This window comes from Neobacillus terrae (assembly GCF_011393025.1).
Classification (GTDB): Bacteria; Bacillota; Bacilli; order Bacillales; family Cytobacillaceae; genus Neobacillus_A; species Neobacillus_A terrae.
This window is the reverse complement of record NZ_JAAOEO010000006.1, coordinates 214,752-240,411: the sequence shown is the minus strand read 5'-3', so window position 1 is coordinate 240,411 and position 25,660 is coordinate 214,752. Positions and strand designations below refer to the sequence as shown.

The following is a 25,660-nucleotide window of genomic DNA, read 5'->3' as shown; positions in this document are numbered from 1 at the left end:
CTTTTTTAAGCTCTCTTCTAAGGTGCCTTGCCAATTCAGCTAAAATCCTGGAGAACAATCCTGAGCTAGCAAAATTAAGGCTAATTCAAACTATAGAATCAACTCAGGGGAATACTTTTGTTTTAAATACATCTGAAAATAAATCAATTAGCTAAAAGACTAAGAGTTAGTCTTTTTTTTTCAGAATTTAAATCCCTAAATTCTGAACGCACGAGGTACAGGACAAGGAATGCTTCATCAGTATATCATCACATGAAGCAAAAGCATCTGCTTTTTCTCACGAAGTCCTAGTCAGGCGAAAGGCACAGGACAGGTCTGCCAGCTTTTGCCTTGCATGCATGAAGAAAATACAAAACTTTTTCGAGGATGTGCCGTTTTCAGCGTAGTAATCTTTTTGGTGATCCATAATAAATAAATTTCTAATTTTAGGAAAAACAGCAATTTCCCGTTTTAACACCAACAAAAAAGGAAAAAGTATATTATACAACTTTGAGATCAGAGGAGCATCGAGATGATATTAAAAATTAAAGTATATTCAGACTATGTTTGACCGTTTTGCTTTATAGCGGAGGTTCCGCTAGAGGAAGCAATTAAAAATAAAGATGTAGAGATTGAATGGATGCCTTATGAATTGAGGCCCTATCCAAATGAAACACTTAAACCAGAAGGCGACTACCTTCAAAATTCATGGAAAAATTACGTTTACCCTATGGCAGAGCATTTTGGTGTGAAAATGGTATTGCCCAGAGTATCTCCACAGCCGCATACCCATCTTGCCTTTGAAGGTTTCCAGTATGCCAAGGAAAAAGGAAAAGCAAATGAGTATAACCATCGTATGTTTACAGCATTCTTTCAGGATGAACTGAATATTGGAGATATAAACGTTTTAACCAATATTGTGGAAGAGCTGGGACTTGATCATGAAGAATTTCGTTCCTCTTTAGAAACAAGAAAGTATAGAGAAGTACATCAGAAGGCATTAAAACATGCATACGAGGAAGCGGACATACAAGCAGTTCCAACCTTTTATATTGGCGAAACAATAGTCAAGGGTGCCAGGCCTAAGGAAACACTTGAAAGAATTATAAATGAAGAGATAACAAAGCAAAAACCAAAAATAGATTTTGAAGGCTGGGTTTGCGGACCAGATGGCTGTTAAAAATAATAAAAAGGAGAGATGATGCACAATGAATAGAAACCCCATTCAATTAGCCAAGATTTCGATTTTTCAGGTTGAAACAGCAAATAAAATTCGACAGTCTAATATTAGCGGTTTCCAGCAACCTATCTTTTGTGGTGTACATGGAGGAGTCAAGCAGTTTTTTGGAGTGGAACCAGAAATTGAATATCCTTCCACACTGGACCATACTGTTATTGAAGCCGGTGGGTAATAGAAGAGGTGGAACCACCTCTTTTTTTATCGGTTAGGAAATTATAGATTTTCACCTTGTGGAAAACTCCGAACTAGGTTATTGTAATCCAGCTCCAGCGCCCAGCCCCTCGGGGTCATAAGCCAAATCACTTCAGAAATCAGGACAAGGAAAGCTTCGGAAGCATCCGCATCGCACGAAGGAAAAGCTTTAGCTTTTCCGAGGATGACTACGTGATTCGTCTTATGCCTGTTGGAGGCCCACAGGACGTGGGTCAGAAAGGCGTTGCCACAGGACGTGGCGTATTTAGCCTTTCATCATCTGAACAGGGCGCTTGCGCCTTTTGTTCCTGACTTGTTTTTGGCTAGTTTGAAAACACAACAAGAGATATTTTTTTCCTTTTCCATATTTTTTCGTTATAATCCAATTATCACGGTGATATCCAGCAAACTCTAAAAAGGAGATGCGAGAATGCTAGAAACGTTTGAAGCATTCATTGTGGATTTGATTTTTATTTTAGTTTAGTTCTTTCCTTGGGTACAGAACTTCGGATTGATACAAAAAAATTCCACAAAAGTATCATTCTGCCTTTTATGATTTTGCCTATTCACTAGCACTTGCTTTTAATATGATTTTTAATGTTCGTTTCGATGGTAAATTTCAAATCGATTTACGTATTACTGTTTTTGTCATAGCGGGTTTATACATAGGTGAAATCAGGATTACTGATACAGGAATAGGCATGACTGAGGAGTAAATAGGCAGACTTGGTGAACCTTATTTTTCAACAAGGGGAAAAAAGGGACCGGTCTTGGCATGACGATCGTATATAGTATTATCGCTTCGATGAATGGAGGCCCGATGTGAAAAGCCAGCCAGGAAATGGACCATTTTTAAACTTAGCTTTCCGAGGGCAGTGCCTTTAAAGGCTGTGGAATAAGGGGACTAAAGCATAAGAAAGGTGATGCTTTCATACCTTTGATTCGGGAGGCAATAGAATGAAACAGTCATTATTTGGAGGAATTTATTTATCTCTTGCGGCGGGAATTTGGGGAGGAACCTTTGTAGTCAGCAAATATGTCCTGGATTATATTCCACCCTTTACTTTAATCTGGATTCGTTATTTAGTAGCCTTTGTAGTTTTATTTTTATTCCTTAAAATAACAGGCAGAAGAAATAAAAGTAAAACCAGGATGGGCAAACAGGAATGGTTATTACTGATATGGCTCGGTTTTATTGGTTATTTTGTTTCGATAGCCCTGCAATTCATTGGCACTAAGCTTTCGGATGCCCACACAGGTGCAATTATAACCTCCTCAACTCCTGCTTTTATGGTATTATTTGCCCGTTTCATATTAAAAGAAAGTCTTACCCTAAAGAAAATTATCTCACTATTATTAGCCTCTCTTGGTGTCGTAACGATTATTGGCTGGGATGTTAAAATAGGAGATTATCTTTTGGGATGTTTAATTTTAGTAGGAGCAGCTGTGACTTGGGCTCTGCTTTCCGTTTATGTAAAAGTAGCAGCACAAAAATATTCATCTCTTTACATTACTACCTGGTCTATTTTCTTCGCTTTATTATTCACTACCCCCGCAATGGCAGTTGAATTGCAAAATAGTAAAGTGGAATTCCATTCTTCTTATATCATTTTAGGAATCTTATACTTAGGTGTAATATCTACTGCAGTGGCTTTTTTCCTTTGGAATAAAGGCCTTGAACTTATGGATGCGGGAGTAGGATCACTCTTTTTCTTTTTCCAGCCTTTTACAGGTACCTTACTTGGATGGCTTTTATTGGATGAAAAATTAAATTCCTCTTTTTTCTTAGGAGGATTTATGATTTTAGCGGCAGTTTTAATTGTAAGTATTCAATCCAGACAACCCGGCAGGAATCCAGAAATTGAAGTAAGGAATCACATTGTATAAAATAAGTTTGATACGGTTTAAGATATATCTTTTCTTGGGAATGCTTTATGAATATATATACACGGCTGAGGGAGAAGAATTTTTAACGAGCCTGCAATTGCTATATACATCGAGGACTGGCCGGGAAGGTGATATTGGTTAAATTGCTGCTGCCAATGAAGGGCTGAATGTTGAGTTATCCGGATTCGCCTTTTTTGAAAAACTACTTTTCTCAGCATGGCAGTCGTTGAAATGTTCAGGAGTAAAGCAATAGGAAGAAAGCCTATGAGAATTTGCTGAAAGAAGCTAAATTACTTGTTATGACAAGCTTCTTAAAGTGTAGATCCAAGAAACCCTGCCTTAAAACCATAAAAAAATTTGGATGCAAAAGGCTGGAATCTACGGAACCGCATGGAATATGGCGATGAAATTACAATATCAAGGCGCTATTGCTCGCCTAATTCTTATGAAAATAAACCGATAGGAGGGAAAGGGCATGTTATCGATTGATCCTAAAAGCCTGCCAGATAAAGAAAATTATAAGTTTCTTACAGGAAGTATTATTCCAAGGCCAGTTGCTTTTGTTACTTCGCTATCTAATGATGGTGTACTCAATGGTGCACCGTTTAGTTATTTTAATATCGTATCTTCAACTCCTCCGCTCATATCTATTTCTGTTCAAAGAAAAGCCGGGGAGAGGAAGGATACAGCACGAAATATTCTTGAGTGTGGAGAATTTGTAGTCCATATTACCGATGAAGAAAATGTGGAGAAAATTAATGTCACCGCTGCAAGCCTGCCCCCACATGAAAGTGAAATACCAGCAGCAGGGCTGACTCCTATAGACAGCACTGTGATTAAAGTTTCCGGGGTGAAGGAAGCGAAAATTCGCTTTGAATGTATATTGGAAAAATCATTGGAACTTGGCGATATAGATGGAGAGCCTGCTTGTGATCTTATTATCGGTAGAGTGGTTCAGTACCATATAAATGAAGACTTGTATGATCAAGGAAGGATTAATGAACTGAAGCTTTCCGCAATCAGCCGCCTTGCAGGCAATAATTATGCTAAAACTGGCGAAATTTTCTCGCTGGAACGTCCTAAATAATCTTGGCGCAAAAAGAAGGGAACCAACTCTACACTCGGATCTCTTCTTTTCAATTTATTTATTTAAATATGTACTTCTTGAGGAAGGAAACTTGAAGGAAAAGCGGGTTCCTTTGCCTAGTTCACTATCAACTTTGATCGATCCATTCAGTGCCCGAACGATACTAAAAACAACCATCATACCAAGGCCTGTGCCCTTTGAACCTTTAGTGGAATAGTATGGCTCACCAAGTTTTTCTAATTGATTCTTGGTCATACCCACCCCTGTATCTGCTATTTCAATTGCAACGGTGTTTTTTGAAAATTCGGTTCCAATTTTAAGGTAACCGCCAGAGGGCATGGATTCTATAGCATTTTTAATGACATTAACAAAACACTGGCGAAACTTCTGCTGATCTCCCTGAATAAAACCCACGGCAGAGAAATCAGTAGTTATTTCTACTGAATTTTGGTTCGCCATTGGCTGGAGAATTTTAATGGCTTGCAGGAGTTCCGCTTTTACATTTAATTCCTCCATTGAAGTTATAGAAGGCTTTGCAAAAGTTAAATAATCCTGAATGACTCGTTCTGCTGCCATTAACTCTTCCTTAACGAGTGCTAAATATTCTTTTTGTTTATATTTAGGTAGATAATCATCCTGAAGAAGCTGTACAAATCCAGTTGCGGCTGTAAGTGGGTTTCTGATCTCGTGAGAAATGGCAGCACCCATTTGTTCAACTGCCTGGAGCTTTTCTGTTTTAATTAATTGGTGTTTCATTTGGATATTTCTTCTAACAAACTCAATCATATAAGCTATGATTCCTATCCCAAGAGCAGGTATTGTTAAAAATGCAAACCAAGCATCCAGCCAAAAAATTCGAGTATGTATAAATTCCATTCCAAGCACTGTAATAAGACTTATTACCAAACCAACGGTCACAGCATAAATAATCCGTTTTTTTGGACGAATGGCCGAGAACCGGGGATACTGCCTCCAAAAGAAAAAAGCAAGTGGAATATAAAAAGCTGCTGTTTCATAAAAACCCGAATCTAATCCCAAAAAAGCTCGAATAATGATTACAGCACCTGCAATTAAGGGGCCAATTCCGAGATAAAGTCCTCCAATAACCAAGGGAATGATTCTTAAATCATACCTTGCACCTCCATCAGCATGGTAAGCAAACTGCATAGAGCTCCATAATGCTATATAACAAATAAAATTAAAGGAGAGCTTAGAATTGAGGAAGTTTCTTCCTTTTTCATGAAAAACGAAACAAAAAAAGAGGAAAACAATTAAGAAAGATAGGTTAATTAAAAAGTGGGTGGTTATTTCCATAAAAATCACCTCTATTCACAGGCCTGTTTAAGGAAATTTTACAGGTATTTTTATTCTTCGACAAGAAAATTCTAAATAAATAATAAAAACTAGCAAATTATAGTTATTAAAAAGAAAAAAGCAGCGAGTAAGGATCGCTGCTTTTGCATAAGTATTCATGAATTATTCAGTTCCGATACAATTCGATAAGACTTAAGACGAGCTTGATGGTCGTAAATTTGGGAGTTAATAATCATCTCATCGGCTTGAGTTTTATCAAGAAATGCCTGTAGTTTTTCTCTAACTGTTTCAGGACCGCCAATAATAGAAGAACCCAGACGCTGATTTAGCAAGGCACGTTCATACTCACTAGTAAAGTCATCAATATTATTGACAGCCGGTAATAAAGGACCGGGATTGTTCCGAAGAAGATTAAGGAATTGCTGCTGTAGTGAGGTCGAAAGCATCACTGCCTTTTCATCTGTCTCCGCTGCCACCACATTTACGCCTACCATGGCATAAGGTTTACTTAATACCTCAGAAGGTTGGAAACTTCGGCGGTACAAATCAAGGGCCGGAAGTGTGTTTTCAGGAGAAAAATGGCTTGCAAAAGAAAATGGCAGACCGAGCTGTCCTGCCAGCTGGGCGCTAAAACCACTTGAACCCAACAGCCAAATAGGAATATTTAGCCCCTCTCCAGGAACCGCATGAACGGTTTTTTTTATTTCAGCATTAAAGTAGGCTCGCAGTTCATCGAGCTGTTCCGGAAAATCATTTCCGTCACTCCTACGGTCCCGTCTTAGAGCATGGGCAGTAATCTGGTCAGTTCCAGGCGCGCGGCCAAGACCCAGGTCAATTCTCCCTGGGAAAAGAGATTCAAGTGTTCCAAACTGTTCTGCAATTACTAAGGGGGCATGATTTGGAAGCATTATTCCTCCTGAGCCAACCCTGATTGTACTGGTGCCGCCTGCTACATAGCCGATAACCACTGAAGTGGCGGAGCTTGCGATACCGGGCATATTATGGTGTTCGGCAAGCCAGTAGCGTTTGTAACCCCATTCTTCAGCATGTCTTGCCAAATCAAGGGTGTTTCGAAGAGAATCAGCAGCAGTTCCGCCTTTTAATATAGGGGAAAGGTCAAGCACTGAAAATGCTAAATCTCTCAATTGTTTTTTGTTTGCATCTGACATTTATTTCATCTTCTTTCGTTGTTTTCTAAAGAAAATATAATCTATTGTAACAATTATTAAATAGACCACAAAACGAAACGTTCTGCATCTTCTATGCTTCCCATCCGAGCGGTTAAAATGAGGGGCGCTTGCATCCCGTAATCTCTATCGTTATCATAGTTTTAGATCATATGTACGGAATAGGAGGAATTCGAATGAACAATATTTTACCGCCAGGGCAATTTGAAACCGATAAATGGCCGATTCTTCATAAAGGTGATGTATTTAATTTTAATAAGACATATTGGACTTTCCGCCTTTTCGGCGAGGTAAAGGAGGAAGTAAATCTTTCGTTTGATCAGTTCATGAGTTTGCCAAAAACAACAACAGCAATTAATATGCATTGTGTTACAACATGGTCAAAGTCTGGCACAGTGTTTGAAGGAATCAGATTATCAGAACTTCTAAATCTTGTTGATTTGAACGAAGATGTCCAATACATTAAAATATTTGGTTATTATAACGGGGACAGATTTGGATATTCTGCAAATCTGCCTCTAAAACCACTCTTGGGTGATGACTCATTGTTTGTTTTCCGCTGGAAGGATGAAACACATGCTTGGCAGGAACTTGATCCTAAGCATGGATATCCGCTTCGCTTTATTCCGCCAGAAACCTTTTATTTATGGAAAGGAACCAAATGGGTCTCGGGTATACAATTTATGAAGGAAGATGAAGCAGGTTTTTGGGAGGACTTCGGATATTCCATGACCGCCAATCCCTTTAAAGAGGAGCGATTCAGATAATTGGGTCGTTTTATCAGGATGAGGACGAAAGCAACAGCTTTCGTCTTTTTTAATAGGGATACAAAATTTTGTATTGAGAATAGTCAGATACGGATTTAAAATGAGAGAGGGAAAATGTTTGAGAGAGAAGGATTAAGAATGTGGATTGCTGCAGCTTTGGTTACAACACTAAGTTTCGGAATGAACAACACTATTTTTAAATGGAGTACAGCACACGGTCTATCAAAAGTACATATTCAGTTTTTTTTCTACTTTGTTGCCTTTTTGCTGACACTTGGTTATGGGATTACAGTAGGATCGTTGCATTTTAATTTGATGGCTATTTTTCTAGGTTGCCTTATTGGTATATTAAATGCTAACGGAAACATTCAAATGTCCAGAGCATTTGAGAAGGGACCTGCAAGCCTTACTTCCCCATTAGTCGGTACTAATGCTCTTTTTCCCATTCTAGGGGCAGGTATAATTTTTCATGAACATATTTCACTTCTTCAGTGGGTAGGAATTATATTTATTCTGGGCTCAGCGATGATCATTCAATATTCACCGGGCTCAAATCACGCAACCGAATATAGACCTTGGCTGTTGCGTGTCCTTTTTGCCATAATGTCTTTTGGGATACTTGGGATTTTAATGAAAACAACCTCGTATTTGCAAATAAGTTCATTAGATACTCTTATTTGCATGTATGGTGGAGGCAGTATTTATCTGGGGCTTAAAAGTATTTATGAAAAAGAAAGATGGCAGCGTACAGAAGCCCATATTGGCTCACTTGTAGGTCTAGTCAGTGTCGTAGGATATAGCTGCTACTTCTATGCCCTTCATGAAGGAACGGCAAGTATTGTTTTTCCTATCGTAAGTTTAAATTGTCTTGTCGTGATCCTTGCTGGATGCTGGCTGTTTAAGGAAAAATTAAAGCTTTATCAGCTTGTTGGGATATTTTCGGCACTTCTCGGAATTATTTTCACAAAAATTTGATTGCTAAAATAGCAGGGAGGAATTTTTTTCTGCTGTTTTTTCGTCAAAAAGCGTAGAAAACAAAGCTTTTTTTTGAAGTTTTTATCATTTCATTATAAAATTCGGCATGATTTCTTGCACATTTCAATTTTTTCTGTTATTGTTAAGGAGAATTATTTTTGTTCGGGTATATAAGGAAGGAAAACAAATGCTTTTCGCCTGGATATCGATAAGAGCAAGAATAGTAATACAAATGTGTGTTCAGCACACTGGGAGGCAACAATAATGGAAACAGGTAAAGTAAAATGGTTTAATGCAGAAAAAGGATTCGGATTCATCGAGCGCGAAGGTGGAGAAGACGTATTCGTACACTTCTCAGCTATCTCAGGCGAAGGCTTCAAAACTCTTGAAGAAGGTCAAGAAGTATCTTTTGATATCGAGCAAGGTGCTCGTGGACCTCAAGCTGCTAACGTTCGCAAAAACTAATATTTTTTCCCATACAAAAACAGGCTCTCTCGGGAGCCTGTTTTTTTCCGTTTTAGGTAAGGTAAAAATAAAAAGTAATTACTTTTTTATTAGCAATATTTATTTTAAAATGAAAAAACCCCGCTCAAAAGAGCGAGGCTGTATATTACAGTAAAGCAAATGGTAAATTTATTATATCATAAGTTTTCAATATAACCAGTCAAATTTAGATATTTTTCCCCAAAAATCGATAAAAATTCTACCAGTTAACCAAAATAGGAAAACCTTTTAGAAACATAGCTTTCTGCATCGATCTGAAAAGATGTTAAACAGGCTTATATCCAAAAAGGAGGCAATATAAATGAATTTGTTAGGTCTGCACCATGTTTCGATTCTTACAGGTAAAGCTGAAAGGAACTACCAGTTCTATACGAATATATTAGGTATGCGATTAATAAAAAAAGGGGTTAATCAGGATAACACCAGCTCTTACCATTTATTTTACGGAGATGCTAAGGGTACTCCGGGAACAGAGATTACCTTTTTTGATATTCCGGGACTGGGACATACATATCCGGGAACTTCAAGTATATCAAGAGTTTCTTTAAGGGTAAAAAGCACGGTATCCCTCCGGTTTTGGAAAAATCGGTTTGCACAGGCTCAAGTAGTGCATGGGGAAATTTCAAGAATGGCCGATCGAGATACCTTGATATTTGAGGACTTCGAGGGAACAAAACTTATGCTAGTGGCTGATAATGGTGAAAAGGGAATAGCTTCGGGAATACCTTGGAGTAAACCTGACATCCCAATAGAGCATGCCATTATTGGGTTAGGGCCGGTAACACTTACTGTGGAAGCATTGGAACCAACTGCCAAAGTTTTAACTGAAATTCTCGGCTTTCAGCACATAGGCTCTTTTCCTTCATCTGAGAACGGTGTGCCGAAGACAGAGATTTATAGTACAGGAGAAGGAGGGGCAGGAGCAGAAGTTTATGTCAAAACAAGGCCTGGACTTCCAAAAGAACGATTGGGCAGAGGCGGAGTACACCATGTTGCCTTTAGAGTGCCTAATGAGGAAGAATTTAGCTATTGGGTGCAAAGGATAAATAAATTTGGCTTTACTAATTCAGGGAAAGTGGACCGTTACTACTTTAGGGCTCTTTACTTCAGGGAACCTAATGGCATCCTTTTTGAACTTTCAACCGATACACCAGGATTTGATGTAGATGAGGATATAGATAATTTGGGTGAAAAACTTTCGATTCCTCCATTTTTAGAAGCAAAGAGAGGAGAAATTGAAGCCAGCCTTCGACCTTTAAAGCTATAAAAGAATAAAGAAAGAAAGCAAACCGCCATTTATGGCGTTTTCAGTTTGTCGACAAAAGGGGTTTCGGAATGCTTTATTCCGAACCACCTTTTTGATTTTATTGAGATTTCCTATTGGATGTTACCATTCTAATTCTCGGATTCAAGGACGTTACTGGATCCCACCCTGTCTAGTTGGCCATCTTTTTTAAATTCAGGGGAGGGGAAGTGAGCATATCTGCATTGGCAGCTCTTTAAGTCTCCTCATGGTTGTCCAACGCAAGCCAAGCTTCTCTTTGCGTCGGTGAATATACTCTCGTCGGTTTCCTTACGTTTTCCATAAATGTTTTTTACCTCTTCTTCATGCCTCAAATGATCTTCTTCCTCCACATTTTCTTGCCAGATATGGCGGGTTACGAACTTTTGATGGTCTTTGCTTTCTGTACAAAGGACAGGTGGCGCATATATGCTATGGAGATTTATATTCACGGTACCCTTCTTTATTCGAGGTCGAATACTTCAATACTTCCCCAGGAGGACAGAGGGAACAGTCATAATATTCAGCTTAGACATATCAAGTTTTCGGAAGAAACCATCCGGCTGATCTCTTTGAATGGGACTGTTTTTCAAAAGCATCTTCATCACCTCAAGCGTTATTTATATATCTTTTAAAATAGGTTTGGTTCTACTGCCACACCAACTTTCTAAATCCAGTTGATTGGAGTGCTTTGTAAGGGAAATCAACAGGCCCCTTCTAAATCTGAAACCGCCATTTAATGCAGCAAGTGAAAAAAGCTCCTATCTCTAGTTTTTCGATTTTCCAACTTGAAATAAAGGAAAACTTAAGATTCATCTCAGATAATCACACTATTAGCAAATCTAGCTTGTTCATAAAAATTTTTAAAATAAGAAAAGAGGTAATATGATGGATAAGAAAAAATTAATCTCCTGGGGAGTTAGCTTTGGCAGTGTTTTACTTGTGGCAGGAATGGTAGCTTATCTTGGATTGGGAGATGGGCAGCAAAATCAGAAACAGGGCTGATTCTCCAGCTTCCGCACAATATCAAAGGGAAAATAGAAACAATGAACAGTCCAAACGGAATAGTGGACAGGACGGAGACCAGGGAACCGCTTTTAATCAGGATGGACAACCGGAGAACAGTGCAGATCAAAACACAAATGGCAATTTTAACGGAGAGGCTCACCATTTCAGGCACGGATTTGAAGATGGCGGTTTTTCAGACGGCCAGCAATACGATAGCCAGTTTGGTCAGGATGATAGTGCCGGAAGCCAATTAGATCAGGGAGGATCTTCTGATAAACAGCAATTCGATACAAGGACTGGAGGAACAAATTTTTGAAAAAAAATAGGTTCCGTTCTATGAGTACAATGATTGAGGTTTCATATTGTGAGACAATCTTTCCTTTTCAGATAGATGAAATAATTGATTACTTTTCTTTGATTGAGAGTATTTGCAGCCGGTTTAGGATTGACAGTGAATTATCTTTTATAAATAACCATGTCGGACAGGAACAGCCCGTATCAGATATATTATTAGATATCTTGCAAGCTGCTCTCTTATTTTACAATGAAACAGATGGGCTCTTTAATCCGGGGATTCTTGATGCTCTGGAAAACGAAGGCTATGTAGAATCAATTGAAAAAGTGATAGAGGGTACTAGTGTAAAGCAGGGGTCTAGAGAAACTAACTTTGTACCATACAACTTAAACGCTGAAAAAAGAACTGTAACACTTCGTAACAGAATAGATTTAGGCGGGATCGCAAAAAGCTGGGCAGTTGATAAAGCAGCTGAAATGCTAGAACCCTTCGGATATGGATATGTAAATGCAGGAGGGGATATACGCATTTTTAGTAAACTCCCCAGGCCATTGCGCGTAGGAGTGGAAGATCCCTTTAATTCCATTAATAATTTAACTGTCATAGAAGTTGAATCAGGAGGGGTTGCCACTTCATCTACCATAAAAAGAAGATGGGAGGCGAACGGAACCTGGCACCATCATTTAATTAATCCTAAAACAGGAGAATCAAGCACCGGAGATATTGTTTCATCTACACTAACAGCTTCAAGCTGCGTGGAAGCAGATGTATGGGCAAAATCGATTCTTTTGCTTGGTGAGGAACAAGGAGTAAAGATGGTAAAGCAAAGAAAAAGCAAAGCAGTCCTCATTAATAGTAATGGACTCCTTGTGAAAGGAAGCTGAAAATGGATCAATATATTTGGTATTTAATTAGGGCAACAGGTATGGTTGCCTACGTGCTGATGTTTTTTTCGGTATTGACTGGTTTGTATAGCCAATATGCAAAAAACAGGAAAATTAAAATAAAAAATACTTTATTTTTACACGAGAAATTGTCAGATTGGAGTTTAATTCTTGTTGTCATCCATGTTTCCGCCTTATTTTGTGACCGCTATGTTACCTTAAATTGGATTGAAATCCTCGTTCCTTTTCAAACAAACTACCATCCGCTTGGTATGGCAACAGGCATTTTTTCCCTCTATTTTTTAATATTTACTATGGTTACATCAAAAGCTAAAAAACTAATCGGATATAAAGTTTGGAAAAAGCTGCACGGGTTAAATCCATTCCTTTATATTTTTACGACAGTTCATGGAATATTCCTTGGAAGTGATACGAATACAGTATTTTATGTTGGTGTAAACGCTGTTCCAATGGTAATTTTAATAGCACTTCTTTTGAAAAAATCACCAGCCCAAACAGGAAATTAATAGGACTTAAAAGCATTCGGAGACCCGAATGCTTTTTTTCGTTTTTCACAAATGATACAATCTAAATCAAGCTGTACGTTTTAAATTCTTAAATTGACCTTTTGAAAGTACTGTTTTATCCAGCCTATGAGCAAGCAGCCCAGCCATTACGGATAAAATAACATCTTTAGGAAGAGGAACTACCATCCAGGCCCATGCCATTTTATAGCTAAAAGCAGAAGGAGCAGCAGCCCAGAATTTATAGGCATAATACATCCAGTTAGTTCCAATAACATAGTTTATTGCTAATCCAATTATGGAAGCTAAGATAAAGGCTGGAACACTGTTATTTTTCTCAACAATTTTGCCTGTAAAATAGGCGACAAGAATAAAGGAAAGTATAAAGCCGAAGGTTGGATCCAAAATAATTGAGAACCCGCCATGAAAACGTGAGAATACCGGAATACCTATTAACCCGGCAACAGCGTAAACAATCATGGAAAGAGTTCCAACTCTGCTTCCAAGAACAAGCCCAGCTAGCACAGCAAAAAAGGTTTGCAGCGTGATCGGTACCCCTCCGACCTCCATAAATGGAGCAATTTGAGTAATATTAGCCCCGATCGCCATTAATGCAACAAACATGGCCGCCATGGTTAAATCAATTGTTTTAAAACTGCGTTTCATCATTTTTCCTCCATTTGTTGTATTATAATTTAACAATAATAGGTCAGGAATATATATGTCAACTAAAAATATAATCAGGTTAACATTTAAGAGCGAAATGACCTGCGGAAGGATGATTTAAAAAAATGAGGCTTTTTACTGATATTGATTTGGATGGATTAGGATGCGGACTCCTTGCTAAAATGGCCTACAAAGAGAATGCTGAAGTATATTATTGTTCCTACCGCAACTTGGACAAGCGGGTAATGCAATTTATTGATAAGCCTGATTCTCATAACGCTGAAGTTTATATAACTGATCTGGCTGTTAGCAAGGAAGTCGAAGTAAAGCTCGAGGAACGATTTAAAAAGGGAAGACATGTAAAGATGATTGATCACCATATCACCGCTATGCACTTTAATGAATACGAATGGGCATCCGTTAATCCGGAATATGAATCAGGAAAAAAAACTTGTGCAACATCTCTTTTCTATGACTTTTTAGTTGAAAATGGAAAATTGGAAAAAACAAAAGCCCTAGACGAATTCACGGATCATATCCGACAGTATGACACCTGGGAATGGGAAGAAAATGAGAATGTCCAGGCTAAAAGGCTTAATGATTTATTTTACATAATTGGTCGAGAACAATTTGAAGGTGAGATGCTTAGCAGGTTGCTTCATAATCAAGACTCATTTTCGCTTTCAGAAACAGAAAACCAGCTGCTTGATATTGAGGAAAGAAAAATAGAACGCTATATTTTTTCAAAGGAGCGTCAGATGGTCCAAACCTTTGTGGATGAATTTTGTGTGGGGATCGTTCACGGTGAACAATATTTATCTGAGCTGGGGAACGCATTAAACAAACAAAACCCGCATCTGGATATGATCGTAATCTTGAATGTGGGCAGTAAGAAGGTTGGTTTTAGGACCATTCATGATGATATTAACGTAGCAGAATATGCCAGAACTTTTGGCGGGGGAGGACATCCAAAGGCGTCAGGCTGCGATATGACCGAGGATGCATTTAGAAAGTTTGTTGTGGAAATCTTCCCTTACGAATCAGTTAGACCAGATGCATATAATAATGAATTCAATGTTAAAGGCGCCAAATACGGTACTTCTTATTTGAATAAGGATGGACTAATTTCGATTATTCTTCCTTTGCCTGATGGTACATTCGCCCTTATCCATAATGGAAATAAAATGGAGAACGTCTTTTGGAAGTACGAAGAAGCTGAAAATTTTATCAAAAGAAATTATTCTTCATGGCTACGTTATGACGAAGACTATATTCATTATTTGTCTGGCGAACATGCTATTGCAAAGGATGAACTTCGAAAAACCTATACTAGCTTTATTACAAAGGTCCACACAGAACTGTTAAATAAATAAATTAAGAAAAGCAGAAGCGCCCGTTCAGCGACGTATGACCATTTGAAGAAAGGCTAAGGTCGCCACGTCCTGTGGCAACGCCTTTCTGACCCGCGTCCTGCGGGCCTCCACTTCGACTGAGATAAAGGATACACGAAATGCAAAGCATTTCGATGTTGACTTATCGTAGGGAGAAGCGGGATGGACACTAGCTGCACCCAAGTATCACCTGAAGGTCATACTTGATGCAAGATATTCAAAGAAGCTTCTCATTGTTGAAAACTCGCTGGGCGCTGGAGCTAGACAATTTAAAAGGTAAAACTTTATACTCTCTTACCCATAAATATAAGGCTGTCTCATTTACGAGACAGCCTGTTTTCATTTAAAGTCCGGGTTCCTGTTCAAAAATCCTTTCCAAGCCTGTTCAGTTCCGCGGTCTATTTCTTCTCTGGAAGCTCGCAATCTTACCTGAGAGCCCCCGTAGCCGATTTCCAGATCCCCATTTTTAATATCATTAAAAACTTTATCTGCAAAATCATCGAGTGGTGCACCGAAGGTATGGAGACCAGCACCTCCCAAATCCGTATTTACCGCAGGAGGTAGAACCTCGATTACCTTTACATTGGTATCCTCTAGCTGGTGCCTTAGTGAAATGGTAAAAGAGTGTATAGCCGCTTTGGTTGCGCTATAAATTGGCACCCAGACTCCAGGCGTGATGGATAAGCCGGATGAAACATTCACTATAGCTCCCTGCTCCTGCTTGACTAAGTGAGGGAGAAACAATAGAACAAGGTGGATAGGGGCTTCCATGTTGGTAATTATCTCATTCTGATGAAAACTCCATTCATTTTCATCTTTTAAAAGATTTACCCGCTGCTGGATTCCTGCATTGTTTACAAGAACGTTTAGTCCAGGAAATTCCTTAATTGCCCAATCGAAAAGTGACTTGCGATCTTCTTCGTTGGATACATCGCAAACGCGTGTATGTAAATCCGGGAAACGCTGTTTGGCTTCCTCAAGCTTTTCGGCCCGGCGTCCGACAATAATAACTTCGTTTCCTTCATTTAAAAATCGTTCAGCAAAAGCAAGGCCAATTCCAGATGCTCCGCCCGTAATCAATATGGTATTCCCTGAAATTTTCATTTAGTTCTCCTCCTTTGGGGATATGGTAACTGATAAAAGTGAAGATATACAAACATTTATATTCAGACCCTATAGTATTCCCTAAGAAAACCCAGGGATTTTTTATTCTTTTCTATTTTTAGGCTCTTTTCAAATAGATTGTTGCAATTTGAAGAAACTGTGAGAAAAAAAGGCGAGACTCCCCGAAAATGCATTCGCATTTTCTTCGTGCGGTGATGATTCACCGATGTAATCTCAACGTCCTGCGGGAAAAGCAAGCCAGGGCGAGACCACTCAGGTCGTTAGCGACCGGGGAGGCGTGCTCCTACGCCTCAGAATATTAGCAGAAGCAAGCCTTCAGCTCGTCGCAAAGCCTGCAAGTAGAGCTGCAGAGATGCTTATCACGAAGTTATTTTCAGGCAGCCGCCTGATTGCCCGCGGAAAGAGAGTCTATTTTTGTTTAATAAACAACAAAGTTTACGAAAAGAGACTTTTTTTATTTGTCAAAAAAAAGTACACACCAATTGGTATGTACTTTAAAATCCAAAAAGGAAAGAGAGCATTTTTCTCTTCTTAGGTTTTCTGGATAACACTTCATGAATAGGTGTTTCGATTCTTTCGGAAGTTCTTAGGGAGGATTCGAGAAAAGATATTTTTTCAGTTAAATGTTTAATCTCCTCCTGCAGGTCTTCAATTTCCCGCCGGTGCTGCAATAGCTGATAAGATGTAACGGAGTCTGCCTTCTCGTTTAGTCTTCGTTCTAAATCATTAATCTTTTCAAAAATCCGGTTCATTTGCGTATCAGTTTCAGGCTTTTTCACTAATGCTATTCGTGACTTTTTCTCTTTTGCCGCAGCGATTTCCTGAAGGAGGGTACCGTTTTGTACCTGGTCCTGAATGGTTTTTAAAATCTCTATGTCTTCATCATTAAAATGGTAGTGCCCCCGCTCGTTTCTTTCCATAGGCAGTTCAAGCTGCTTTACCCATCGTTGTATGGTGCTCTGCGAAACACCTAATAATTTTGACACTTCTGCAGTATTCATTCATTTTCCCACCTTTTTAAATTATCTCTAAATTAAGGTCCAGAAAACTAGTGATATATTTTATTTTTTCCAAATAGACCAGCGCTTTTTAGGTTTTTCTTTAGCCGAGGCCGCCTCCCTGAAGTTTTCTACCATATCTTGGAATGCAGCTTCCCGTTTGCCTACTTCATGGCTTAGCTGCTCGCGAACATTATTAATGGTTTCGATATAGTATTCACGGTCAAGGTTAATACCATCGACTAATTCATCTGAAAGCCTGGCCATATTGGCTTCAATGGTTTTTACCCTTGTCGTATTAATTTCTGCTGTCTTGCCGATCGTTGCTGAGAGCGCTTCTACTGCTTCTGATGTCTGTTTCGAAACGTTCGCAATGCTGTTAGACAGTGATTCCACAGTTTCGGTAGTGTTTTCCGAAGATTTTGCAATACTGAATGTAAGAGTTTCGATGGTTTCATAGGTATGTTCTGAAGCCATTACAATATTATTGGAAAGTGCCTCTATCGTTTCTGCAGTGTGGATGGATGTTTTGGCGATTTTGCTTTCAAGGCTTTTTATTTTTTTTGAAGTATGTTCTGATGATTTCGCAATATGATTAGAAAGAGCTGACATTGTTTCGGAAGTACGTTCTGAAGATTTCGAAATCTGGTTAGAGATCGTCTTTATTTCGTCTTTCGTCTTTTCAGCTGATTTATAGATCGAATCCGATATGCTTTTCACTGTTTGCAGTGTGCCTTTTGAAATCTCTTTTTTTACTTCTTCAACAATCTCCTTACGAACACCATTTCTTAATTCATTTTTAATTTCATCCAATATATTACCCTTGAATTCATCTAAAAAGGGCATCAGGTCGAGGGTGGGAGGGCTGCTGTTTTCAGAATTAGGAAATCCCGAAAAAGGGACAAGTCCTGCTTCGAGTGATTCGGAGGCAGGTTCCGAATTTACTCCCAAATGTCTCTGAAGAAGCTCCCGAATCATTTCCTTCCCTAGATTCTTTTCTCGCATTTGCTTTATTTTAATTAAAAGTGTAATCTCAACTTCCGTATAATAGCGGGCTCCTTGTTTAGTCCGGGGAATAACCAAGATTCCCTCCAAATCCTTTTCCCATTGTCTAATAGTTCCTGATGGAACTTGAATATGTTTAGAAACTTCTTTTATGGTGTGCGCCTTTACAAACGTAGATTCTTTCATATGAACAGCCCTTTCTGAATTATAATAGGATATGGTGTTCGGAAATGTTCTCCTTAAATAATTCATCAAAGGGAAGCCTCTTTTCCTGCCGAGTGACAAAAGCTCTCAAAACAAGACCTAAAAGACCATTTCCCAACAATTTAAATGGAAAGAGCTTAATCTTTTGTAATTGGTTCTCTTTTTTTGCAAAATAAAGAGGTAGATTGTAAAAGGAATCTTCGGCACACCTCGAAATACCTTCCGATTACCTTGGAGCTGTGCAGCTTCCCTACATGCTAGTTCGGTGTCCTGCGGAAAAACGGGCCGGCAAGAATCCACAGTGAGTATCGAGCGAGGAGGCTTGACAGTACGTCCGCGGAATGGGAGCGGATTCCCTTCTTTTTCAAATCAATAGTAAAAGTTTACAAAGTCATTTAAAAATAATGCCGAAAATGGGCAGGAGGAGAGAAATAGTGAATTTAATTGATGTTCTGGAAAAATTACAAAATCGGACTCCAGCTATACTTGGAAGTGAAAATTTCAAAAAGTATTCTGTTCTTCTCCCCCTGTTGGAAAAAGAAGACGGTATCCATGTTCTTTTTGAAGTAAGGTCACATCAGCTCAGAAGGCAGCCGGGTGAAATTTGTTTTCCGGGAGGTAAAATGGATCCCGAGGACAAAGATGAAGAATTTTCTGCCATTCGGGAAACGTCAGAAGAGCTAAGAATTAAAAAAAGCGAGGTAAAAAGCGTCTTTCCACTGGATTACATGGTATCCCCATTTGGTATGATTATTTATCCTTATGTTGGTATCCTTTCAGATGCAGAGAACCTAAATCCTAATCCTTCCGAAGTAGAAGAGATTTTTACTGTTCCGCTTACCTATTTCCTTGAAAACAAGCCTGATATTTATCATGTCAATTTTGAAGTAAAGCCGCAGGACGGCTTTCCGTTCCATTTAATTGCTGGGGGAGAAAATTATAACTGGCAGGCGCGCAAAATGGATGAGATTTTTTATCAATATGACGGCAGGGTTATTTGGGGACTGACTGCCCGTGTTTTATATCATTTCATTAAGGTAATAAGTAATTAGTTCTGCAGCCTTCTGTTTAGGAGGCTGCTTTTTATGGGACAGCATAGGTTCATTTTGATAATATTTTCGTTTGTAATTTCCTTTAGAGGGGAATTAAAACAATGAGTACTTAAAACGTGTCTCAATCAAAATATCAAGACAGAAGGAGGAACAGACATGGCGGTAAAAAAACCACAGCAAATAGCCCAAGTGGCAGTGGAAGCAGGTATTACTAAGGCCGCACTTCCGTTAAGAAGCATGCTGCTGCTTGGTTTTCTGGGGGGAGCTTTTATTGCACTAGGTTATTTACTCGATATCCGGGTAACAGCTAATCTTCCAAAGGAATGGGGAACTTTTGGCGCATTTTTAGGCGCATCTGTCTTTCCATTGGGACTAATTCTCATTGTTATAGCAGGCGGGGAGTTACTTACCGGTAATATGATGGCCGTATCCATTGCATGTTTATCAAAAAAAGTAAAACTTAGCAGGCTTCTAAACAATTGGTTTTGGATCACAATCAGTAATTTTATAGGTGCATTATTTGTTGCTTATGTTTTTGGGCACCTTGCAGGACTTTCCTCTGACGGCCCTTTTTTGGACAAGACACTTAGTATGGCCCAAGCTAAGCTAGATGAAGGATTCTGGGAAAGCTTTTTCTCTGGAATAGGATGTAACTGGCTCGTAGGTCTCGCAGTATGGCTTTCTTATGGTGCTGAAGATATGGGTGGGAAAATCCTTGCCATTTGGTTTCCAATTATGGGGTTCGTTGCTATTGGTTTTCAGCACGTTGTTGCAAATATGTTTGTCATTCCGGCAGCCATATTTGCCGGACACTTTAGCTGGCTGGAATATCTGGCGAACTTTGTTCCAGTATTCCTTGGGAATGCTGTTGGAGGAAGCTTATTTGTAGGATTGATTTATTGGTCTTCCTATAAATCCTACCTGGCCCCGCAAGCATCAGAAGAATACCAAATGATGCCCAAACGGAAAGCGAGATAACATTTCAAAAAAGTATCCTTGCGGCCACTGATGAAGTCTATGGTGACCGTTTTTCATATTAGTAGACCTTTTGGATAATAATATTATCTTTTCGATACCTTTTTTCCTCTACAAAGAATGTTTGGGCAAGTCCTTCCCCCATCAATAACCCTTTATCCTTTCGGGAAGACCTTTAGGAAACTAAATCATAACTTAACAAAAAACCGGATAGCGATGCTTTCCGGTTTTTTTAGCAAATCAGAATTTATATCCACAAATTCTAAACGCACGACGGACAGGACAAGGAAGGCTGCAGCAATGTCATCGCACGAAGGAAAGCACCAGCTTTTCCGAGGAAGTCCTAGTCAGGCGAAAGGCAAAGGACAAGGAAAGCCACGTCAGCTTTGCCTCGCACGAAGAAAAAGCATAGCTTTTTCGAGGATGTGCCGTTTTGAGCGTGATAAGTAAAAATAGGGCCTTCGCCTAAATGACTTGGCGAATGCCAAGTTTTTCTAATGCTTAAGGCAGTAAATAAATATCATGATAGGGAGGTTTGTCCATGCTTGATTTCTCCAAACGGCCTTCCTCCACTAATTGCTGCAAGCCTTTTTCAACCTCTTCATGTTTTGTACCATACAGATTAGCAACTTTTACAGATGAAATTGTCATATACTTTGGTTTTTTAGATGATGACATTATCATTGAATAGACATGCTGGTACAACTCTTCTTTTTCCATCATTAATCCCTCTTTCCCTACAATTTTATTTAACTTTTTAATAAAATCCCCTAATTAGTAAATATTAATTCCTATACCAGATAGGAGGGAATTGAATGAGTTTCCATGCTCCGCAGCAAATTGCGAAGATGGCAGCTGAAGCGGGAACAAGAAAAGCGACTCTTCCTTTGAGAAGTATGCTGGTCCTTGGGTTTCTGGCTGGAGCTTTTATTTCGGTCGGATATTTACTCGATGTTCGGGTTACCGCTAATCTGCCTAAAGAATGGGGAACCTTTGGGGCGTTTTTAGGTGCATCTGTTTTCCCGCTAGGACTTATTTTAATTATCATAGGCGGCGGGGAACTTTTAACAGGAAATATGATGGCTGTCCCTATGGCTGTAATGGCAGGGAGAGTGTCAATTGGACGCCTAATTAACAATTGGTTCTGGATAACAATAAGCAATTTTATAGGCGCAATCTTTGTAGCTTATGTATTTGGACAGCTTGCCGGTCTGACTACTCAGGATCCTTATTTGGCAAAAACTGTTGCGATGGCAAAGGCAAAACTGGACGAAGGATTTTCAGAAAGCTTTTTCTCTGCCATTGGGTGTAACTGGCTGGTAGGCATGGCAGTATGGCTTTCTTACAGTGCTGAAAGCATTGGCGGTAAGATTTTAGGGATTTGGTTCCCGATTATGGGATTTGTCGCAATAGGATTTCAGCACGTAGTTGCCAACATGTTTATTATTCCGGCTGCTATTTTTTCCGGGCATTTTACCTGGGGAGATTATTTAGGCAATTTTATACCTGTGTGGCTTGGAAACGCAGCAGGTGGAGCTGTCCTTGTTGCTTTTGCCTATTGGCTTTCCTATAAGGATGTCATCTCCGAACCTTCAAATCAACATACGGAAAAAAGGGAGGCGTCAAAATGAATGAAGAAAAAATCTCCTTTCAGTTTAACGGAAAGGGGTATACCGCCAAGAAAGGGCAGACCATCCTAGAGGCTGCGAAGGAACAGGATGTTTTTATCCCAGGCATTTGTTCACACCCAAACCTGGGACCTATACAAACATGTGACACCTGTTATGTTTCTGTAAATGGTGAGCTGGTCCGTTCATGTGCAACAAGAGTGGAAAGTGGCATGACTGTGGACACTCAGTCAGAAACTGTAAAAGAGGCACAGGATGAAGCAATGTCGAGGATTTTAATAAACCATGAATTGTACTGTACGGTCTGTGATAACAACAACGGAAACTGTACGATTCATAATACGGTCGAATTAATGGAGGTTGAACACCAAAAGTACCCTTTCCGTGCAAAACCTTATCCTCCAGATAATTCACATCCTTTTTACCGTTATGAACCTGACCAGTGTATTCTTTGCGGCCGATGTGTTGAAGCGTGTCAGGATTTGCAGGTAAATGAAACTTTGACGATAGATTGGAGCCGCGAAGTTCCCCGTGTTATTTGGGATAATGATGTACCTATTGATCAATCATCCTGTGTATCCTGCGGGCATTGTGTCAGCGTTTGTCCATGTAACGCATTGATGGAAAAATCGATGCTAGGCAATGCAGGATTCCTCACTGGTATTCCGCCAAAGGTATTAGGGCCAATGATTGATTTGACCAAAGAGGTAGAACCAGGATACATGGAGATTTTTGCTATATCCGAAGTAGAAGCAGCCATGAGGAAAACAACTATAAACCGCACTAAAACCGTTTGTACTTATTGTGGTGTTGGATGCTCCTTCGAAGTATGGACAAAGGGGAGAGAAATCCTTAAAATTCAGACTACTGCTGAAGCCCCCGCAAATGGCGTTTCGACATGCGTTAAGGGGAAGTGGGGATGGGATTTTGTTAATAGTGAAGAAAGGCTCACAAAGCCATTAATTAGAAAAGGCGATGAGTTTGTTGAAGCAACATGGGAGGAAGCACTTGGGCTCGTCGCTAGGAAGCTTTCTGAAATAAAAGAAGAACATGGGCCCGATTCTATTGGATATATCGCTTCGTCTAAATGTTCTAATGAGGAAAATTACTTATTCCAAAAGTTTGCCCGTGCCCTTATGGGAACGAATAACGTAGATAACTGTTCAAGGTATTGTCAGTCTCCTGCCACTGCAGGGTTGATGAGAACTGTTGGACTGGGTGGAGACTCAGGCACTTATGAAGATATTATGGCATCAGATCTAGTAATTGTAATTGGGGCAAATCCGGCTGAATCGCATCCAGTTCTGGCCACTCGCATTAAGAGGGCCCATAAGCTGCATGGACAAAAGCTGATTGTAGCTGATTTGAGGGAAAATGAGATGGCGCAACGTGCCAACATGCTGATCCATCCAAAACCTTCTACAGATCTAATCTGGTTAAATGCTGTTGCAAAATATATTTTAGATCAGGGCTGGGAGGACAAAGAGTTTTTGGAGAACCGTGTTGCCGGCCTGGAGAAATTTAGAGAGACACTAGAAAAGTATACGATTGAATATGCGGTAGAAAAAACAGGCTTAACAAAAGAAGAATTGATTAAACTGGCAACAATGATTCACGAAGCAAAATCCGTTTGTGCCCTTTGGGCAATGGGGATTACACAGCATATGGGTGCAACAGATGCCAGTACAGCAATTTCAAACCTGCTTTTAGTAACAGGAAATTATGGACGCAAGGGAACCGGTGCCTATCCTCTTCGCGGGCATAATAACGTTCAGGGTGCTTGTGACTTTGGAACAATGCCTGCATGGATGCCAGGTTATGAGGCTGTTCAGGATCCTGAAGTGAGGGCTAAATATGAAAAAGCATGGGGAGTATCTCTTCCTGAAGAACCAGGAATGGATAATCATCATATGGTGGAGGGCATGCATAAAGGCAAAATAAAGGCCATGTACTTGTTCGGAGAAGAAATGGCACTTGTTGATGCAAACTCCAACTATGTGGAAGCAGGCTTTGAAGGTTTAGATTTTTTCGTCGTTCAGGACATTTTCTTTAGCAGAACAGCAAGGTATGCGGATGTTGTTTTACCAGCGGCACCAAGCCTTGAAAAGGATGGTACGTTTGTGAATACGGAACGCCGCATACAGCGTTTCTATAAGGTTTTTGAAACACTGGGTGAGTCTAAACCGGATTGGATGATTTTCCAGGAGATTGCCAATTTAATGGGAGCAAATTGGAATTACAAGCATCCATCTGAAATTATGGATGAGGCAGCCAGTCTGGCAACACTCTTCTCAGGTGTCAGCTATGACCGCCTTGAAGGCTGGCAATCACTAGTATGGCCGGTTTCTCCTGAAGGCAAAGATACACCGCTTCTTTACCAGGAAAGATTTCCATTCCCAGATGGAAAAGCAAGACTTGTACCGGTTGATTGGACACCGCCATTTGATCCGGGAGAGGAGTACGATCTACATTTGAATAATGGACGTTTGCTGGAACACTTCCATGAGGGTAACTTAACCTACCGTAATGAAGGATTGACCCATAAAGTACCACATCCATGGCTTGAGGTTTCATTGGAGCTAGCCAAAGAAAGAAACCTGGAGGATGGTGCATTGGTTAGGTTGACTTCACCATATGGCCATGTTGAAATCCGGGTAATGGTCACAGACCGGGTTAGCGGGAATGAATTATATCTGCCTATGAATACCCGTGATGAGCTGGCAGCTGTAAACCGTTTAACTAGCAGTTATCATGACATCATCACCCATACTCCGGCTTACAAAGAAATGGGAGTGAAAATGGAAGTTCTCGAAACTGCAGGAGAACCGCCATTGCCTAGACATAACCACCGGTTTGGCAACCGTGTACCGCAAATCAGTGTAAAAGTAGAAGAGAAATGGAAGCGTGAGGACTTTACACCGATTGAGCAAATGTATGAAATAAAGGGGGATCAACATGGCGAGGGCAATTACGCAAATTAGCAGATACCAGGTAAACCCTGAAGAGGAACAAGCCCGGGCGCAAGAAGAAATAATGAAGGCTTTAACTGATAATAAGGACGCTGTTCTCAATTTAATTACTCTTGTAAAAAGACTTGATGACTTAAAGGTATTTCAGGCTGCAAATGCATTTATTGAGAAGGGCGAAGATATAGGAGTAATTGCCATGCAGCAAATAAACCAGCCCACTATGCATAATGTGATAAAAAATGCGATGGGAGCATTCACATTTCTCGGGTCCATTCAGCCAGCTCAGCTCAATACCATTATGGAAGGGCTCAGCCATGGCATGAAGGAAATGTCCAGAACAGGAGAAAAAGGCGAAAAACAAAGCGTATGGCGTTTGCGTCTTCGTTTCTGGACACCTGAAATCAGAGCTGCAATGACAACTATGATGTCCTTTATGCAAGGAATGGGTGAAGTATTTCTGCGGAACAGAAGAGAAAATTAATCATAATATTTTTTAGCTGCATCCTTCATCAGTGATGCAGC

At 39.8% G+C, this 25,660-nt stretch carries 24 protein-coding genes and 1 pseudogene; 17 read left to right on the top strand and 8 right to left on the bottom strand.

Annotation, left to right across the window (positions count from 1 at the left end):
• Nucleotides 1-511 precede the first annotated feature (511 nt).
• The 4 genes from G8761_RS11380 to G8761_RS11360 all read left to right on the top strand — a co-directional run bounded on the left by G8761_RS11380 (nt 512) and on the right by G8761_RS11360 (nt 4,385).
• A complete protein-coding gene (locus G8761_RS11380; protein ID WP_166026675.1) occupies nt 512-1,159 on the top strand; it encodes a DsbA family oxidoreductase in 648 nt (215 codons plus the stop codon).
• 28 nt (nt 1,160-1,187) lie between these two features.
• On the top strand, nt 1,188-1,391 hold the full coding sequence (locus G8761_RS11375; RefSeq protein WP_166026673.1) for a hypothetical protein: 204 nt from the start codon (nt 1,188-1,190) through the stop codon (nt 1,389-1,391).
• Nucleotides 1,392-2,368: 977 nt separating this feature from the next.
• Nucleotides 2,369-3,298, top strand: coding sequence for a DMT family transporter (locus tag G8761_RS11365; protein WP_166026671.1), 930 nt, complete (start codon nt 2,369-2,371; stop codon nt 3,296-3,298).
• Nucleotides 3,299-3,773: 475 nt separating this feature from the next.
• On the top strand, nt 3,774-4,385 hold the full coding sequence (locus G8761_RS11360) for a flavin reductase family protein (protein ID WP_166026669.1): 612 nt from the start codon (nt 3,774-3,776) through the stop codon (nt 4,383-4,385).
• A gap of 54 nt (nt 4,386-4,439) precedes the next feature.
• Here the strand turns inward: G8761_RS11360 and G8761_RS11355 are convergent, their stop codons facing one another.
• Both G8761_RS11355 and G8761_RS11350 read right to left on the bottom strand, forming a co-directional pair.
• The gene (locus G8761_RS11355; RefSeq protein WP_338000941.1) at nt 4,440-5,552 is read right to left on the bottom strand and encodes an ATP-binding protein; all 1,113 of its coding nucleotides are present in this window, start codon (nt 5,550-5,552) and stop codon (nt 4,440-4,442) included.
• 302 nt (nt 5,553-5,854) lie between these two features.
• On the bottom strand, nt 5,855-6,868 hold the full coding sequence (locus G8761_RS11350; RefSeq protein ID WP_166026639.1) for an LLM class flavin-dependent oxidoreductase: 1,014 nt from the start codon (nt 6,866-6,868) through the stop codon (nt 5,855-5,857).
• A gap of 194 nt (nt 6,869-7,062) precedes the next feature.
• On the opposite strand from G8761_RS11350, the gene G8761_RS11345 reads away from it, so the two are divergent.
• The 4 genes from G8761_RS11345 (at nt 7,063) to G8761_RS11330 (ending at nt 10,399) form a co-directional block, all read left to right on the top strand.
• Nucleotides 7,063-7,653: a molybdopterin-dependent oxidoreductase gene (locus G8761_RS11345; protein WP_166026637.1), complete on the top strand. Its 591-nt coding sequence runs from the start codon at nt 7,063-7,065 to the stop codon at nt 7,651-7,653.
• A gap of 114 nt (nt 7,654-7,767) precedes the next feature.
• The gene (locus tag G8761_RS11340) at nt 7,768-8,628 is read left to right on the top strand and encodes a DMT family transporter (RefSeq protein ID WP_243449984.1); all 861 of its coding nucleotides are present in this window, start codon (nt 7,768-7,770) and stop codon (nt 8,626-8,628) included.
• Between the two features lie 264 nt (nt 8,629-8,892).
• Nucleotides 8,893-9,093: a cold-shock protein gene (locus G8761_RS11335; RefSeq protein ID WP_166026635.1), complete on the top strand. Its 201-nt coding sequence runs from the start codon at nt 8,893-8,895 to the stop codon at nt 9,091-9,093.
• 340 nt (nt 9,094-9,433) lie between these two features.
• Nucleotides 9,434-10,399 carry a ring-cleaving dioxygenase gene (locus G8761_RS11330; RefSeq protein ID WP_166026633.1) on the top strand — a complete coding sequence of 322 codons (966 nt, stop codon included), beginning with the start codon at nt 9,434-9,436 and terminating at the stop codon, nt 10,397-10,399.
• Nucleotides 10,400-10,568: 169 nt separating this feature from the next.
• Here the strand turns inward: G8761_RS11330 and G8761_RS27145 are convergent.
• Nucleotides 10,569-10,974: pseudogene (locus G8761_RS27145) on the bottom strand (transposase); the annotation flags it as partial.
• A gap of 416 nt (nt 10,975-11,390) precedes the next feature.
• On the opposite strand from G8761_RS27145, the gene G8761_RS11325 reads away from it, so the two are divergent.
• From G8761_RS11325 to G8761_RS11315, 3 genes are read left to right on the top strand one after another with little or no spacing between them, the layout of a single operon-like run.
• Nucleotides 11,391-11,738, top strand: coding sequence for a hypothetical protein (locus G8761_RS11325; RefSeq protein WP_166026631.1), 348 nt, complete (start codon nt 11,391-11,393; stop codon nt 11,736-11,738).
• Complete coding sequence (locus tag G8761_RS11320; protein ID WP_166026629.1) at nt 11,735-12,601, top strand: FAD:protein FMN transferase; 867 nt, start codon at nt 11,735-11,737, stop codon at nt 12,599-12,601. Before G8761_RS11325 ends, G8761_RS11320 begins: the two co-directional genes overlap by 4 nt.
• A gap of 2 nt (nt 12,602-12,603) precedes the next feature.
• The gene (locus G8761_RS11315) at nt 12,604-13,128 is read left to right on the top strand and encodes a ferric reductase-like transmembrane domain-containing protein (protein ID WP_166026627.1); all 525 of its coding nucleotides are present in this window, start codon (nt 12,604-12,606) and stop codon (nt 13,126-13,128) included.
• Nucleotides 13,129-13,194: 66 nt separating this feature from the next.
• On the opposite strand, the gene G8761_RS11310 is transcribed toward G8761_RS11315, so the two are convergent.
• On the bottom strand, nt 13,195-13,791 hold the full coding sequence (locus G8761_RS11310; protein ID WP_166026864.1) for a biotin transporter BioY: 597 nt from the start codon (nt 13,789-13,791) through the stop codon (nt 13,195-13,197).
• Nucleotides 13,792-13,916: 125 nt separating this feature from the next.
• Between G8761_RS11310 and G8761_RS11305 the strand changes: the two genes are divergently transcribed.
• Entirely contained in the window at nt 13,917-15,164 is a 1,248-nt protein-coding gene (locus G8761_RS11305) for a DHH family phosphoesterase (protein WP_166026625.1), read from the top strand.
• Nucleotides 15,165-15,521: 357 nt separating this feature from the next.
• Here G8761_RS11305 and G8761_RS11300 read toward each other — a convergent pair whose 3' ends face one another.
• The 3 genes from G8761_RS11300 to G8761_RS11290 all read right to left on the bottom strand — a co-directional run bounded on the left by G8761_RS11300 (nt 15,522) and on the right by G8761_RS11290 (nt 18,496).
• A complete protein-coding gene (locus tag G8761_RS11300; RefSeq protein WP_166026623.1) occupies nt 15,522-16,286 on the bottom strand; it encodes an SDR family oxidoreductase in 765 nt (254 codons plus the stop codon).
• Nucleotides 16,287-16,801: 515 nt separating this feature from the next.
• Nucleotides 16,802-17,308 (bottom strand): MerR family transcriptional regulator, encoded by a 507-nt coding sequence (locus G8761_RS11295; RefSeq protein WP_166026620.1) that lies wholly within the window; start codon nt 17,306-17,308, stop codon nt 16,802-16,804.
• Between the two features lie 60 nt (nt 17,309-17,368).
• A complete protein-coding gene (locus G8761_RS11290; RefSeq protein ID WP_166026618.1) occupies nt 17,369-18,496 on the bottom strand; it encodes a MerR family transcriptional regulator in 1,128 nt (375 codons plus the stop codon).
• Nucleotides 18,497-18,948: 452 nt separating this feature from the next.
• On the opposite strand from G8761_RS11290, the gene G8761_RS11285 reads away from it, so the two are divergent.
• Together G8761_RS11285 and G8761_RS11280 are read left to right on the top strand one after the other, a co-directional pair.
• Entirely contained in the window at nt 18,949-19,566 is a 618-nt protein-coding gene (locus tag G8761_RS11285) for an NUDIX domain-containing protein (protein ID WP_166026616.1), read from the top strand.
• 156 nt (nt 19,567-19,722) lie between these two features.
• Nucleotides 19,723-20,544: a formate/nitrite transporter family protein gene (locus tag G8761_RS11280; protein ID WP_166026614.1), complete on the top strand. Its 822-nt coding sequence runs from the start codon at nt 19,723-19,725 to the stop codon at nt 20,542-20,544.
• A gap of 498 nt (nt 20,545-21,042) precedes the next feature.
• Here the strand turns inward: G8761_RS11280 and G8761_RS11275 are convergent, their stop codons facing one another.
• Nucleotides 21,043-21,261: a hypothetical protein gene (locus tag G8761_RS11275; RefSeq protein WP_166026612.1), complete on the bottom strand. Its 219-nt coding sequence runs from the start codon at nt 21,259-21,261 to the stop codon at nt 21,043-21,045.
• 95 nt (nt 21,262-21,356) lie between these two features.
• On the opposite strand from G8761_RS11275, the gene G8761_RS11270 reads away from it, so the two are divergent.
• Genes G8761_RS11270 through G8761_RS11260 form a run of 3 tightly spaced genes read left to right on the top strand, consistent with a single transcriptional unit; the run spans nt 21,357 to nt 25,619 of the window.
• Entirely contained in the window at nt 21,357-22,172 is an 816-nt protein-coding gene (locus G8761_RS11270; protein WP_166026610.1) for a formate/nitrite transporter family protein, read from the top strand.
• Nucleotides 22,169-25,150 carry a formate dehydrogenase subunit alpha gene (gene fdhF / locus G8761_RS11265; RefSeq protein ID WP_166026608.1) on the top strand — a complete coding sequence of 994 codons (2,982 nt, stop codon included), beginning with the start codon at nt 22,169-22,171 and terminating at the stop codon, nt 25,148-25,150. The genes G8761_RS11270 and fdhF overlap by 4 nt, the downstream gene beginning before the upstream one ends.
• A complete protein-coding gene (locus tag G8761_RS11260) occupies nt 25,125-25,619 on the top strand; it encodes a helical membrane plugin domain-containing protein (protein ID WP_166026606.1) in 495 nt (164 codons plus the stop codon). Before fdhF ends, G8761_RS11260 begins: the two co-directional genes overlap by 26 nt.
• Nucleotides 25,620-25,660 lie beyond the last annotated feature (41 nt).

Excerpts from the sequence above, each read along its gene's own strand:
- G8761_RS11300 (WP_166026623.1), bottom strand. The coding sequence starts at position 16,286 with ATGAAAATTTCAGGGAATACCATATTGATTACGGGCGGAGCATCTGGA.
- G8761_RS11365 (WP_166026671.1), top strand. The coding sequence starts at position 2,369 with ATGAAACAGTCATTATTTGGAGGAATTTATTTATCTCTTGCGGCGGGA.
- G8761_RS11325 (WP_166026631.1), top strand. The coding sequence starts at position 11,391 with ATGGGCAGCAAAATCAGAAACAGGGCTGATTCTCCAGCTTCCGCACAA.
- G8761_RS11280 (WP_166026614.1), top strand. The coding sequence starts at position 19,723 with ATGGCGGTAAAAAAACCACAGCAAATAGCCCAAGTGGCAGTGGAAGCA.
- G8761_RS11295 (WP_166026620.1), bottom strand. The coding sequence starts at position 17,308 with ATGAATACTGCAGAAGTGTCAAAATTATTAGGTGTTTCGCAGAGCACC.
- G8761_RS11315 (WP_166026627.1), top strand. The coding sequence starts at position 12,604 with ATGGATCAATATATTTGGTATTTAATTAGGGCAACAGGTATGGTTGCC.
- G8761_RS11375 (WP_166026673.1), top strand. The coding sequence starts at position 1,188 with ATGAATAGAAACCCCATTCAATTAGCCAAGATTTCGATTTTTCAGGTT.
- G8761_RS11275 (WP_166026612.1), bottom strand. The coding sequence starts at position 21,261 with ATGGAAAAAGAAGAGTTGTACCAGCATGTCTATTCAATGATAATGTCA.
- G8761_RS11340 (WP_243449984.1), top strand. The coding sequence starts at position 7,768 with ATGTTTGAGAGAGAAGGATTAAGAATGTGGATTGCTGCAGCTTTGGTT.
- G8761_RS11360 (WP_166026669.1), top strand. The coding sequence starts at position 3,774 with ATGTTATCGATTGATCCTAAAAGCCTGCCAGATAAAGAAAATTATAAG.
- G8761_RS11310 (WP_166026864.1), bottom strand. The coding sequence starts at position 13,791 with ATGAAACGCAGTTTTAAAACAATTGATTTAACCATGGCGGCCATGTTT.
- G8761_RS11330 (WP_166026633.1), top strand. The coding sequence starts at position 9,434 with ATGAATTTGTTAGGTCTGCACCATGTTTCGATTCTTACAGGTAAAGCT.
- G8761_RS11350 (WP_166026639.1), bottom strand. The coding sequence starts at position 6,868 with ATGTCAGATGCAAACAAAAAACAATTGAGAGATTTAGCATTTTCAGTG.
- fdhF (WP_166026608.1), top strand. The coding sequence starts at position 22,169 with ATGAATGAAGAAAAAATCTCCTTTCAGTTTAACGGAAAGGGGTATACC.
- G8761_RS11270 (WP_166026610.1), top strand. The coding sequence starts at position 21,357 with ATGAGTTTCCATGCTCCGCAGCAAATTGCGAAGATGGCAGCTGAAGCG.
- G8761_RS11355 (WP_338000941.1), bottom strand. The coding sequence starts at position 5,552 with ATGCAGTTTGCTTACCATGCTGATGGAGGTGCAAGGTATGATTTAAGA.
- G8761_RS11290 (WP_166026618.1), bottom strand. The coding sequence starts at position 18,496 with ATGAAAGAATCTACGTTTGTAAAGGCGCACACCATAAAAGAAGTTTCT.
- G8761_RS11305 (WP_166026625.1), top strand. The coding sequence starts at position 13,917 with ATGAGGCTTTTTACTGATATTGATTTGGATGGATTAGGATGCGGACTC.
- G8761_RS11335 (WP_166026635.1), top strand. The coding sequence starts at position 8,893 with ATGGAAACAGGTAAAGTAAAATGGTTTAATGCAGAAAAAGGATTCGGA.
- G8761_RS11260 (WP_166026606.1), top strand. The coding sequence starts at position 25,125 with ATGGCGAGGGCAATTACGCAAATTAGCAGATACCAGGTAAACCCTGAA.
- G8761_RS11345 (WP_166026637.1), top strand. The coding sequence starts at position 7,063 with ATGAACAATATTTTACCGCCAGGGCAATTTGAAACCGATAAATGGCCG.